At 68.9% G+C, this 11971-nt stretch carries 11 protein-coding genes and 1 riboswitch; of the genes, 6 read left to right on the forward strand and 5 right to left on the reverse strand.

Annotated features, from left to right (window positions below; translation table 11 throughout):
• Window positions 1-56 precede the first annotated feature (56 nt).
• Window positions 57-1325 carry a threonine synthase gene (gene thrC, locus ASD66_RS03705; RefSeq protein ID WP_056685435.1) on the reverse strand — a complete coding sequence of 423 codons (1269 nt, stop codon included), beginning with the start codon at window positions 1323-1325 and terminating at the stop codon, window positions 57-59.
• 9 nt (window positions 1326-1334) lie between these two features.
• Window positions 1335-1477: riboswitch (SAM riboswitch) on the reverse strand.
• A gap of 198 nt (window positions 1478-1675) precedes the next feature.
• Here thrC and otsB point away from each other — a divergent pair.
• A complete protein-coding gene (otsB, locus tag ASD66_RS03710; RefSeq protein WP_056685432.1) occupies window positions 1676-2521 on the forward strand; it encodes a trehalose-phosphatase in 846 nt (281 codons plus the stop codon).
• 141 nt (window positions 2522-2662) lie between these two features.
• Here otsB and ASD66_RS03715 read toward each other — a convergent pair whose 3' ends face one another.
• The 3 genes from ASD66_RS03715 to ASD66_RS25135 form a co-directional block, all read right to left on the reverse strand.
• Window positions 2663-3163, reverse strand: a complete 501-nt coding sequence (locus tag ASD66_RS03715; RefSeq protein WP_056685430.1) for a LytR C-terminal domain-containing protein — start codon at window positions 3161-3163, stop codon at window positions 2663-2665.
• Between the two features lie 4 nt (window positions 3164-3167).
• Window positions 3168-3464 carry a DUF3263 domain-containing protein gene (locus tag ASD66_RS03720; protein WP_056685427.1) on the reverse strand — a complete coding sequence of 99 codons (297 nt, stop codon included), beginning with the start codon at window positions 3462-3464 and terminating at the stop codon, window positions 3168-3170.
• A 195-nt stretch (window positions 3465-3659) separates the two neighbouring features.
• Window positions 3660-4271 carry a hypothetical protein gene (locus ASD66_RS25135; protein WP_235529953.1) on the reverse strand — a complete coding sequence of 204 codons (612 nt, stop codon included), beginning with the start codon at window positions 4269-4271 and terminating at the stop codon, window positions 3660-3662.
• A gap of 216 nt (window positions 4272-4487) precedes the next feature.
• On the opposite strand from ASD66_RS25135, the gene ASD66_RS25140 reads away from it, so the two are divergent.
• The 3 genes from ASD66_RS25140 to ASD66_RS03740 are packed head-to-tail and all read left to right on the forward strand — an operon-like array spanning window position 4488 to window position 7417.
• A complete protein-coding gene (locus ASD66_RS25140) occupies window positions 4488-4898 on the forward strand; it encodes a Crp/Fnr family transcriptional regulator (RefSeq protein ID WP_082563998.1) in 411 nt (136 codons plus the stop codon).
• A gap of 42 nt (window positions 4899-4940) precedes the next feature.
• The gene (locus tag ASD66_RS03735) at window positions 4941-5936 is read left to right on the forward strand and encodes an adenylate/guanylate cyclase domain-containing protein (protein WP_056890066.1); all 996 of its coding nucleotides are present in this window, start codon (window positions 4941-4943) and stop codon (window positions 5934-5936) included.
• A 44-nt stretch (window positions 5937-5980) separates the two neighbouring features.
• On the forward strand, window positions 5981-7417 hold the full coding sequence (locus tag ASD66_RS03740; protein WP_056685418.1) for an alpha,alpha-trehalose-phosphate synthase (UDP-forming): 1437 nt from the start codon (window positions 5981-5983) through the stop codon (window positions 7415-7417).
• A 152-nt stretch (window positions 7418-7569) separates the two neighbouring features.
• Here ASD66_RS03740 and ASD66_RS03745 read toward each other — a convergent pair whose 3' ends face one another.
• Complete coding sequence (locus ASD66_RS03745) at window positions 7570-9114, reverse strand: FMN-binding glutamate synthase family protein (protein ID WP_056890067.1); 1545 nt, start codon at window positions 9112-9114, stop codon at window positions 7570-7572.
• Window positions 9115-9169: 55 nt separating this feature from the next.
• On the opposite strand from ASD66_RS03745, the gene ASD66_RS03750 reads away from it, so the two are divergent.
• On the forward strand, window positions 9170-10417 hold the full coding sequence (locus tag ASD66_RS03750) for an alpha/beta fold hydrolase (protein WP_056685412.1): 1248 nt from the start codon (window positions 9170-9172) through the stop codon (window positions 10415-10417).
• Between the two features lie 117 nt (window positions 10418-10534).
• Window positions 10535-11860, forward strand: a complete 1326-nt coding sequence (locus ASD66_RS03755) for a MinD/ParA family protein (RefSeq protein ID WP_200949846.1) — start codon at window positions 10535-10537, stop codon at window positions 11858-11860.
• Window positions 11861-11971: the final 111 nt, after the last annotated feature.

Here is an 11971-nt window from a genome sequence, read left to right on the forward strand (position 1 = left end):
ATTGCGGGTTCGAGGCGCAAGAACCCACGGTTCGCGCATCAAGAATCCACGGTTCGTCAGATGATGTTGGCGGCGACGAAGGCGTCGTAGGACGGGGCGATCGTGACCCGGGCGCTGACTCGTTCGGAGACCGCGTCGAGGGTCTTGAGACCGTGACCGGTGTTGATCACGACGGTCTCGAGCGAGGTGTCGAGCTGTCCGGTCTCGACCAGCTTCTTGAGTACGCCGACCGTGGTGCCGCCGGCGGTCTCCGTGAAGATGCCCTCGGTGCGGGCCAGCAGCACGATCGCGTCGCGGACCTGGTCGTCGGTGATGTCCTCGACCGCTCCGCCCGAGCGCCGGCACACGTCGAGCACGTAGATGCCGTCGGCCGGGTTGCCGATGGCCAGCGACTTGGCGATGGTGTCGGGCTTGACCGGGCGGATCGCGTCGACGCCGGCCTTGTAGGCCACCGAGACCGGCGAGCACCCCTCGGCCTGCGCGCCGTACACGCGGTAGGGCTTGTCCTCGACGAGGCCGAGCTTGATCAGCTCCTGGAAGGCCTTGTCGACCTTGGTCAGCTGGGAGCCGGAGGCCACCGGGATCACGATCTGGTCGGGCAGGCGCCAGCCGAGCTGCTCGGCGATCTCGTAGCCGAGCGTCTTGGAGCCCTCGGCGTAGTAGGGACGCACGTTGACGTTCACGAACGCCCAGCCGTCCTCTTCGCCGGCGATCTCGGAGGCCAGTTTGTTGACGTCGTCGTAGTTGCCGTCGACGGCGATGAGGTTGTCGGTGAAGACCGCCGAGTTCACCTGCTTGGGCTGCTCGAGGTTGCTCGGGATGAACACGACCGTCTTGATGCCGGCACGGGCACCGGCGGCGGCGACCGCGTTGGCCAGGTTGCCGGTGCTGGGGCAGGCGAAGACCTTGGCGTCGAACTCGCGGGCGGCGCTGAGTGCGCAGGCGACGACGCGGTCCTTGAACGAGTTGGTGGGGTTGGTCGAGTCGTCCTTCACCCACAGGTTGTCGATGCCGAGCTCGCGACCGAGGTTGTCAGCCTTGAGCAGGCGGGTGAAGCCGGGCTCGGTGTTGGGGCTCTGCTCGATGTCGTCGGGCACCGGCAGCAGGGCCTTGTAGCGCCAGATGTTCGCGGGGCCGGCCTCGATCTGCTCGCGGGTCACGGCCGGGAAGTCGTAGGCGATCTCGAGGGGTCCGAAGCACTCCGGACACGCGTAGTGGGGACCCAGCGCGATCTGGTGGCCGCACTCGCGACACGACAGGCCGGTGGCATTGCCGAAGGCGCCTTCGCGGAGTGTCTTGCCGGCCTCGACTGTTGGTGCGCTCATGAGTCCTCCTTCTCATCTTCCCCAACGGCGTATCTCGCCGCGGGCCGGAATTAGCACCGTTTCCACGACTGATCCGGCGGGGCCGGGTCAGGGGGCTCGTGGCGGTTGCCGGGACTTCACTGGGCCGTTCCCTCAGTCCCTCTCGATGAGCTGTTGCTCAGCCTACGCAGCCTGTCTCACGATGTGCACATCGGGTCCGGGATGCGGACACGCTCGAGGCGTCGGAGTCGCGTCATCCGTCGTCGTGCGTCGCCACGCGCGGTCGTCGTACGCCGTCTCGCACCAGGGCGCCTCGTCGTACGACGGCAGCATCCGGAACGCGCAGCGAACGGACATGATTGGGTGGACCCATGGAGTTCATCTCCGCGACAGGTGAGGAGCGGTACGCCGCGCTGGTGCGTGTCGCCGCTGACAGTGTCATCGGACTCGACCTCGACGGCACCCTGTCGCCGATCGTCGACGACCCCAGCCTGGCCCGGATCCACCCCGACGCCGGCGAGGTCCTCGTCGAGCTGGCCGAGCACGTGGCCGCGATCGCGATCATCACCGGTCGGCCCGCCCGCCAGGCCCTCGCGCTCGGCGGACTCGACGACGTCGGCAACGCGATCGGCGAGATGGGCAAGGAGCTCTACATCTTCGGGCAGTACGGCAACGAGCGGTGGTCCTCGGTCAACCGCCGGGTGATCTCGCCGCGTCCGCCGCACGGCCTGGCCAGCTTCCTGCTCGGGTTGCCCTCACTGCTGCGACGGGCCGATGCATTCGACGCGTACGTCGAGGAGAAGGGGCTGGCGGTCGCCGTACACACCCGGCGGCTGCCGGACGCGACCGCCGCGTTCGAGCGACTCCTTGGCCCGGTCTCCGAGCTCGCCGCGGCCAACGACCTGACCGTGGAGCCGGGGCGCAGCGTGATCGAGGTGCGCGCGCCGGGCACCCACAAGGGCGACGCCGTGCACACCATCGCCGAGGAGCTGTCGACGCGCGGCTTCATGTTCGCCGGCGACGACCTGGGCGACCTGGAGGCCTTCGCGGCAGTCGAGGAGCTGCGGCAGGCGGGCCAGGCCACGTTGCTGGTGTGCTCGTCGTCCGACGAACAGGGCGCGCTGCTGCGGCGTGCGGACGTCTCGGTCGACGGGCCCGAGGGCGTGCTCGACCTCCTGCGGCAGCTCAGTCGCGACGCCGCCTCCGCCCGACTCTGACCGCTCGCTCCGCGTCGTACGCCGGCCCGAGGCTCACCCGGGCGTCGTACGGCCGCACTTGTGCGGTGCTGTTGTCGGTGTGCCCGCGTCACGACGCGTGTGGAGCGACCGTAACCCCGCGTTACTCGCGGCCGGGGCGGGTCAGGAGGTGTAGTCGGGGGTGAGGATGACGGTCAGCCGGTCGCCGCCCATGGGGTCGACCGCGGGGATCACGCGGGCGATGCCGAGGTCCTTGGCGAGCAGCTTGCCGGCCGCCTTGAGCCGGGCGGGGTAATAGACAGTGGAGGCCGGGATCGTGCCGTGCCAGTTGTCGGAGGCCACGACCTGCCAGCCGAACGACTGGGCCTTGGACGCGGTGGAGCCCGCCAGTCCGGAGATGTTGGAGTTGTTGTAGACCTCGACGTAGACCTTGCCCTTGACGACCTTCTTGGGCTTCTTCTTCACCACGGGCGCCGGCTCGGGGTCGGCCGTCGGCGACGACGAGGTGGGCGAGGGTGCCGGCTGGGAGACGGACTCCATCTTGCCGTCGCCGCCGCGGTCCATGGTGGTGACGTAGGCGATGCCGGCCATGGCCACCGCGATGATGCTCAGGATGACGAGCGGAGAGGGGAAGGCGACACCACGGTCGTCTCTCGCGCGCACCGGATCAGACCTCGAAGCCGAGTCGGCGGGCCGAGCGCTGGCGTTGGCGTGCGGCCCGGAGGCGGCGCAGGCGACGGACCAGCAACGGGTCGGAGGCCAGCGCCTCCGGCTTGTCGATCAAGGCGTTGAGCACCTGGTAGTAACGCGTCGAGGACATGTCGAACTTCTCGCGGACCGCCTGCTCCTTCGCGCCGGCGTACTTCCACCACTGGCGTTCGAACTCGAGGATCTCACTGTCACGCGTCGACAGGGAGACCCCGTCCGCGGACTGCTCGTGGTTGACGGACTCTGCAGCGTCCATGCGTCTCGACCCCTAACTGCTGTGATTGCCCGAAGGCTCGACCCTCATCCTAGACGCTGAATCACACGCATGTCATTCGATTCGCGGCGAGTCCTTGACGACGCGCCCGAGGAAGCGGTACGGCGACCGACCAGCGGACACCGACTGCCTTTTTCTGGACAGCCGGCGACCCCGTCAACGGGGCGATCCGCCCGGTCAGTCCTGCTCATCGGCGGGGTGCTGGGCGATCCAGCCACGGACGAACGCGACGAACTCGGTGTCGAACGCGACCCAGTCCGGGTCCGTCGCGAGCGCGCCCAGGCTCTGCTCCAGCTCGTCGGAGGGGCCCTGCGTGGCGAGCATCACGGCCAGCGCGATCTCGGGCCGCACGCTGATCTTCCGGCCCGGTCGGGGCAGGGTGCGGGCATAGCCCAGAAGCAACGCCGGGTCGAGCAGGCCCAGGATCTCGGGCAGACGTGCGGACAGCTCGGTGGCCAACAGGTCCCCCGCCGGCTCGTCGACCAGGTCGAAGGACCAGTGATCAGCCATCGGTGGGCGCCGTCCGGGCACCATCAGCCGGTCGGCCCAGAGCACGTCCCGGGTCTCTCCCCCGTCGCGGCCGAGCCAGTCGGCCCAGATCCGCGGCTGCACCCCGAGGTCGACGAAGAACTCGGCCTCACGGAAGCCGAGCTTGAACGGGCGCACCTCGACGTACGCCCGATCACCGGACGCGCTGTCGAACCAGAAGTGGCGGCGCCGGCGCTGGAACCCGGCGCGCCTGAGCACCGGCGCGATCCGGTCGCGGACCACCTCGTCCACTGGTTTCACCGATGTCCTCCCCTGCCTGGTCGGTCCGCATGCTCCCATGTGTCGTCCCGCGCAACCAGCATCTCGCTGGCCTCCGTGGCGGCACGCTCGCCCACGCCGCACGCTCGATCCGCGGACAGCAACGGCCGTTCTCTGGACAGGCGGCGACCCGACCGCGAAGATCTACCCGGGACGGAGCGCGGCGCCACACGTCGACCCTTCGAGAGGATCAATCACGTGAACCATTCACAAGAGAAGGCGGCTCTCGCCCGCCTCGACCGCTTCGCCGACCTCAGCGACTCCGAGGTCAAGGCACTCGTCGAGCACGGCACCGCAGTCACCATCCCGGCCAACTGGTCGTTGATCTGGGAGAAGACACCGGCAGACAAGGCCTACATCCTCCTTGAGGGCGAGGTCTCGGTACGGCGAGGTGGCCAGGAGATCGCCCGGCTCGGTCCGGGCGACACCGTGGGCGAGACCGCGATCGTGAACCACAAGCTGCGCAACGCGAGCGTGGTGTCGCTGACGCCACTGTCGGTGCTGCACTTCACCAGCGAGGCGGTGCAGGACCTCATCGACACGGTCCCGACCTTCCGCACCGCCCTCGAGCAGACCGCGCACGACCGCCTGCCCGACACCCCGGCCTAGCCATGACGCTCAGACGGGCGCCGTTGCGAGACACGGCCTGAGGTGGCCGAGACTCCCGGGCTCGACCCGGCGCTCTTCGCTGCCCTCGAGGCCACGCTGCTCGGCCAGGCTCCGCACCTGACCCGGCTCGACGTCATCGAGCAGTCCGGCGTCACCGACGAGCGCGCCCGGGAGCTCTGGCTCTCACTCGGCTTCCCCTCCCCCGCCTCCGACGACGAGGTGCTGTTCACCGACGCGGACGTCGAGGCGGTGCGCACCCTGGAGGGGCTGGTCGCCAGCGGAATGGTCGACCCACGCACCGAGAACGCGCTGACCCGCAGCATGGGCCGCAGCTTCGCCCGCCTTGCCGAGTGGGAGATCGCCGAGGTCGCCACCATGATGCTCGGCTCGGGCGCCCGCCTCGACTTCGCCGAGATCGAGCCGGTGATCAAGACCGCGCTGCCCGCCCTCTCCGACCTGCAGGAGTACGTCTGGCGGCGACACCTGGCCAACGCCGCCGGCCGGCTGCTGTTGCAGGCCTCCGACGATGCCGTCGTACAGGCCGTGGGGTTCGCCGACATCGTCGGCTACACCCGCCGCACCCGCAGCCTCGACGCCGACGAGCTGGCCGACATGGTCGAGCGCTTCGAGTCGACGGTGAACGCGGTGATCTCGGACGACGGGGGCCGGATCATCAAGACGATCGGCGACGAGGTGCTCTTCGTGGCCGACGACCCGGTCGCGGCCGGCCGCATCGCGCTGCGCCTGGCCGGCGCCCATGAGATCGACGAGGACTTCCCGCAGGTGCGGGTCGGCATGGCACACGGCCGGGTGCTCGCGCGGCTCGGCGACGTGTTCGGCGAGGTCGTCAACATCGCCTCTCGACTCACCTCGATCGCCCGGCCGGGCCGCGTTCTGGTCAACCGCGAGCTCGCCGACGAGCTGCGTGAGCACGACGACCTCTTCCGTGTACGACGGGCGCGGACGACACCGGTGAAGGGCTACTCCCGGCTCGAGACGTGGGCCGTGAAACCGCCGAAGACCCCGCGCGGGGATTAGCGATTGGCGCCCACCCACCGAGGTGGGCCCTATAGGGTCGGGGCGTGACGACCGGATCCGCAGACCTCGTGATCGTTGCCAACCGCCTGCCCGTCGACAGGGTGACCCTGCCCGACGGGTCGCAGCAGTGGCGCCGCTCCCCCGGCGGACTGGTCAGCGCCATGGAGCCCGTGATGCGCAGCAACGACGGGGCCTGGATCGGCTGGACCGGCGTCGCCGACGACACCAGCGAGCCCTTCGTCGACGACGGCCTCTCGCTCGTCCCGGTCCCGCTGAGCGAGCTCGAGATCGAGGAGTTCTACGAGGGCTTCTCGAACGGCACGCTGTGGCCGCTCTACCACGACGTCGTCGCCAAGCCGGAGTTCCACCGTGAGTGGTGGGACTCCTACGTCACGGTCAACCAGCGCTTCGCCGACCGCGCCGCCGAGATCGCCTCGAAGGACGCGACCGTGTGGGTGCACGACTACCAGCTCCAGCTGGTGCCGCAGATGCTGCGCGAGCTGCGGCCCGACCTGCGCATCGGCTTCTTCCTGCACATCCCGTTCCCGCCCGGCGAGCTCTTCCAGCAGCTGCCGTGGCGGCGCCAGATCCTCGAGGGACTGCTCGGCGCGGACCTGGTCGGCTTCCAGCTCTCCGGGGCCTCGCAGAACTTCGTCCGGCTGGTCCGCCAGCGGGTCGGCCACAAGACCCACCGCGACCTGGTCTACCTGCCCGACGGTCGCACCGTGCTGGCCGCCGCGTTCCCGATCTCGATCGACACCGCCGGCTTCGAGGAGCTGGCACGTTCGGAGTCGGTGGCCGAGCGCGCCGCACAGATCCGGGCTGCGCTGGGCAACCCGAAGCGGGTGCTGCTCGGCATCGACCGACTCGACTACACCAAGGGCATCTACCCGCGGCTGCGCGCCTACTCGGAGCTGGTCGCCGACGGCCATTTCGACGTCAAGGACAGCGTGTTCGTGCAGGTCGCGACCCCCAGCCGTGAGCGCGTCGAGCAGTACCGCGTGCTCCGTGACGACATCGACCGCCTCGTCGGCCGCATCAACGGCGACCTCGGTCGCATCGGGCAGCCGGTGATCGCCTATCTGCACTCGGCGTACCCTCGCCACGAGATGGCCGCGCTCTACCGGGCGGCCGACATCATGGTGATCACGCCGTACCGCGACGGCATGAACCTCGTCGCCAAGGAGTACGTTGCCTGCCGCTTCGACAACGACGGTGCGCTGGTGCTCTCGGAGTTCGCCGGGGCTGCCTACGAGCTGCGGCAGGCGTGGCAGGTCAACCCCTACGACATCAACGGCATGAAGTCGGCGATCCTCGATGCGGCGCGCTCCGACGACAAGGACCGCACCCGCCGCATGAAGGCGATGCGCAAGACCGTCACCGAGAACGACGTGGCCAGCTGGGCGAACAGCTTCCTGTCCGAGCTGACGTCCGTGCGCCCCTCACACGGCAAGCCCGTGCGCCCCGCCCGCCTCTCCTGACCCCTCCCCTCCCGCCTCACCAACCGTGGATTCTTGATGCGCGAACACCGGATCCTTGATGCGCCAACCGTGGATTCTTGATGCGCGAACACCGGGTTCTTGATGTCTCAGATCAAGAACCCGGTGTTCGAGGCGCAAGGGCACACGGTTGGTCAGGGAGTGGGCACGTGGGGCGCCATCAGCGCCGTGATGTCGCTGCGCACCGACTCCGGCGGGAGGCCCCAGCCGGGACGGTAGCCGTACACCTCGCCCAGCGACCGGGTCTGTTGTACGCCGTCCACGATGTCGACGTCGTCGATCCCGATCAACCCGGGGTGGGGCACACCGCAGGCCTCGGCGATCTTGAGCAGGTCGCGCCGCATCGTCTTGATGTAGTTGGCCACCCGCACCGACTTCAGCTCGGGGTCGAGGCCGTGTGCGAGCCACGGGTTCTGGGTCGCGACGCCTGTCGGGCAGTGGTCGGTGTGGCACTTCTGGGCCTGGATGCAGCCCAGCGCGAGCATGGCGCCGCGGGCGGTGTTGACCATGTCGGCACCCAGTGCCATCGCCACGATCGCGTTCTCCGGCAGGCCGAGCTTGGCCGAGCCGATCCAGGTGATGTCACCGTCCTTGTCGGCCTCGGCGAAGAGCTTGAAGACACTGCTGAAACCCAGCCGCCACGGCAGCGCGACCGAGTCACTGAAGACCAGCGGAGCCGCGCCGGTGCCACCCTCGCCACCGTCGATGGTGATGAAGTCGACCGAGCGCTCCGGGGTGATCTGCTCGAGCAGGTCCTGCCAGAAGTCCATGTTGCCCACTGCGGACTTGATGCCGACGGGCAGGCCGGTGGCGTCGGCGATCGTCTCGACGAAGTCGAGCATGCTGTCGACGTCGCTGAACTCGGTGTGCCGCGAGGGACTCGAGCAGTCGTGCCCCATCGGGATGCCGCGGATCTCGGAGATCTCCTGGCTGATCTTGGCCGCCGGCAGCATGCCGCCCAGTCCGGGCTTGGCGCCCTGGCTCAGCTTGATCTCGATCGCCTTGACCGGCGCCGAGGCCACCACGTCCTTGAGCCGGGACAGGTCGAACCGCCCCTGCTCGTCGCGGCAGCCGAAGTACGCCGTACCGATCTGGAAGACCAGGTCGCCACCCTGCTTGTGGTGCGGCGAGAGGGCGCCCTCACCGGTGTTGTGCAGCGTGCCGGCGAGTGCCGCCCCCTTGTTGAGGGCCTCGATCGCGGCTCCCGACAACGAGCCGAAGCTCATCGCCGACACGTTCACGATGGAGTTCGGCCGGAAGGCGTGCGTGCGACCCCGCGGCCCGCCCATCACCTTCGCCGACGGCAGCGGCTGCTCCTCGCCGTCGTGGATGCTGGTGTTCGGCGCGACGTCGGAGAACGTGCGGTGCCGGATGATCGGGTAGCCGACGTTGTTCTCCATGTTGTTGTCGGTGCCGAACCCGAAGTAGTTGTTCTCCAGCTTCGACGAGGCGTAGACCCAGCGCCTCTGGTCGCGACTGAAGGGCCGCTCCTGGTCGTTGTCGGTGATGATGTACTGCCGCAGCTCGGGGCCGATCGACTCGAGCAGGTAGCGCAGGTTGGCGACCACCGGGAAGTTCCGCTTGAGCGCATGCCTCTTCTGGGTCAGGTCGTGCACCGCCACTGCACCGATGGCCGCGACTCCCGCGGCCCCCACTGTCCTGATCGCGTTCCACTTCATGGTCAGTGTCTAGTCGTCGCGCCCACGAATGTCGAGGTTCGGGTACTTTGCGAACATGGATCTGATCCCGAAACCCGATCAGGTCGTCTCAGCCGCGAGCAACGTCGCCCACAAGATGTTGTACGGCGGCGTGGCGGACCTCAGGAAGATGCCTCGCACCCTGATCGACGAAGGGCTCCTGCGGCAGGTCTATCACTACCGTCCGAGCGGCAAGGTCAAGGAGGACGGCGACCCCGTCCTGCTCGTGACACCGCTGGCCGCGCCGTCGATCTGCTTCGACCTGCGCCGCGGCTGCTCCCTGGTCGAGCACCTGGTCACCGGCGGACGACCGACGTACCTCGTGGAGTACGGCGAGGTGTCGTTCCGCGACCGCAACCTCGGCATGGAGCACTGGATCGACGAGGTCGTGCCGATGGCGATCCGGGCCGCCTCCGAACACGCCGGGGGTCGACCGGTGCACGTCATCGGATGGAGCCTGGGCGGAATCTTCATGACGCTGGCCGCCGCCGACGACCCGACGCTCCCGATCGCCTCGATGACCATCGTCGGGTCGCCGTTCGACGTGGCGAAGGTGCCGCTGATGGCGCCCCTGCGCCCGCTCGTGAAGATGGCGGACCGGCCCTGGCTCGGCGGCCTGACCGACGGCCGCGGCCCGGTGACGCGGGTCTACCAGGCCATGGGCGGCGCCCCGAAGCCCCTGGTGCGGTGGGCGTTCCAGCTCTCCGCCGCCCAGAAGCTCGTCTCCAAGCCGCTGGTGAAGCTGCAGAATCTCGACGACACGGACTTCCTGGCGCAGATCGAGGCGGTCGAGGTCTTCACCGCCAACATGATCGCCTACCCCGGCCGCACGTTCGGGCAGCTCTACCATCGGTTCTTCAAGACCAACGACCTGAAGTACGGCTACTTCGCGTTCGGTGATCGTCGCATCGAGATCAAGGACGTCGACAAGCCGGTTCTGGTCTTCGGCGGCGCCACCGACGGGATTGCTCCGGTCGCGTGCGTGAAGGCAGTTGTTCCCCTACTCACCGGGTCACCCGAAGTGCGCTTCGAGGTCGTCCCAGGAGGTCACCTAGGCATGCTCACCGGACGCTCGGCACGCGAGACGACGTGGAAGTTCATCGACGGCTGGATCAGCAAGTGGTCCAGCGACAGGGAGCCCGAGGAGGCTTCCCCGCCCGACAAGGCCCCTGCCAGGAAGCCTGCTGCGAAGAAGGCCAAGCCCGGTGCCTCGGAGGCGGCCGGCATCGGTGCCAGCCCGACCCGGCGCTACGGATCGGGCAGCTCACGCTCCCTGGCGAAGTAGCGCCCTCGGGGTTGGTGGACGCCCGCGGCCTGTGAGCCGTGCCGTCGGGGCCACCGAGTCACCGTGGCGGGATGCAACAATGCCAAGCGGATGCTCGAACCACACTCGGAGGTAACGATGCCCGACGACGCCCCGGTCAGCGGAAACGGCCCGGACCAGCACCCTCGCTGGCAGCTCCAGCCCAGTCCGGTCGCGGGGCCTTCGGGGCCGTACGCCGCGCATCCCCCGACGGCGACCGGTCACCAGAACAGCCAGCAGAACGGACCGTCGACGAACCCGGGCGCCCGTAGGCGCCAGCCCGGGCCGACAGACGGTGCTGCGGCGTACAACGGCGCGCCACCGTCCTACGCACAGCCACCCCAGCACCAGCGACCACCTGCCGGCGCCCACCAGGCGCAGCCGCCCACCGGCCAGCAGCCACCGCCGGCCGGCCAGCAGGGGCCTCCCCAGGGCGGGCAGTACGCCGGCCAGCAGCCGAACCTCCCACCCCAGCAGGAACCTGAGCCCGTTCCCACCGCCCAGGACTTCCTGCGTGCCCGGCACCAGGCGATCGACATCGGCCCGGCGACGTGGGGCTGGCGGGGCGTCGTCCGCAAGCTCACGTTCGGCCTGATAAAGCCCAAGATGGGCAAGGCCGAACGCACGTGGCGCCAGTCGCGGGCCGCCGTACAACGCTCGTTCGCGGGGCCGCGCACCGTCGTGTTCGCGAACCCGAAGGGTGGCGCGGCAAAGACCACGTCGGTGCTCGCGGCCGGCTACACGTTCGGCACCGTGCGCGGCGGAGGCGTGGTCGCGTGGGACAACAACGAGACCCGCGGCACGCTCGGCATGCGTGGCGAGCAGGTCGGCCACCACAACACGACCCGCGAGCTGCTCGACGACCTCGAGCGGTTCCAGGACGTCTACGAGTCGCGCATCGGCGACCTCAGCGCCTTCGTGCGCAGCCAGGGCGACGCCCACTTCGACGTGCTCGCCTCCGACGAGCGGGCCGACGTGACCGGCACGATCAAGGCCAACGACTTCGACGCCGTGCACCGGCTGCTCGAGCGGTTCTACCACCTGATCCTGGTCGATACCGGCAACAACCTGCGTGCGGAGAACTGGCTGGCCGCCGCCAAGATGGCCGACCTGATCGTGGTGACCTGCACGGTGCGCGAGGACACCGGCTACTCCGGCCTGTGGATGCTCGACGCGCTCGCCGACGCCGGGCACTCGCAGATCAAGGACAAGACGATCACCGTGCTGGCCGACCCGTCACCGAACGTCGACGCGCAACTGGCCAAGGACCTCACGGCCGTCTATGCGCAGCGCACGCGTGACGTCTTCCGGATCCCCTACGACCCGGCGCTGGTGGCCGGTTCGGTCGTGCAGTACGACCAGCTCTCCGACGCCACACGCTCGGCGTGGTTGAAGGCCTGCGCCGCCATGGCCGAGGCCCTCTGACCGAGCTGGCATTCCTTGCGTCCCGACCCTGCAATTGTTGGTGCCCGAACCGTGGATCCTTGACTCTTCGCAACTCCCGGCGCCAAGCCGGTTGCATGGCTAGTGTTCGGA

Origin of the sequence: Nocardioides sp. Root151 (assembly GCF_001427925.1) — a bacterium.
Lineage (GTDB): Bacteria > Actinomycetota > Actinomycetes > Propionibacteriales > Nocardioidaceae > Nocardioides.

Coding starts and splice junctions, on each gene's coding strand:
- thrC (WP_056685435.1), bottom strand. CDS start 1,325: ATGAGCGCACCAACAGTCGAGGCCGGCAAGACACTCCGCGAAGGCGCC.
- otsB (WP_056685432.1), top strand. CDS start 1,676: ATGGAGTTCATCTCCGCGACAGGTGAGGAGCGGTACGCCGCGCTGGTG.
- ASD66_RS03720 (WP_056685427.1), bottom strand. CDS start 3,464: ATGGACGCTGCAGAGTCCGTCAACCACGAGCAGTCCGCGGACGGGGTC.
- ASD66_RS03745 (WP_056890067.1), bottom strand. CDS start 9,114: ATGAAGTGGAACGCGATCAGGACAGTGGGGGCCGCGGGAGTCGCGGCC.
- ASD66_RS03750 (WP_056685412.1), top strand. CDS start 9,170: ATGGATCTGATCCCGAAACCCGATCAGGTCGTCTCAGCCGCGAGCAAC.
- ASD66_RS03755 (WP_200949846.1), top strand. CDS start 10,535: ATGCCCGACGACGCCCCGGTCAGCGGAAACGGCCCGGACCAGCACCCT.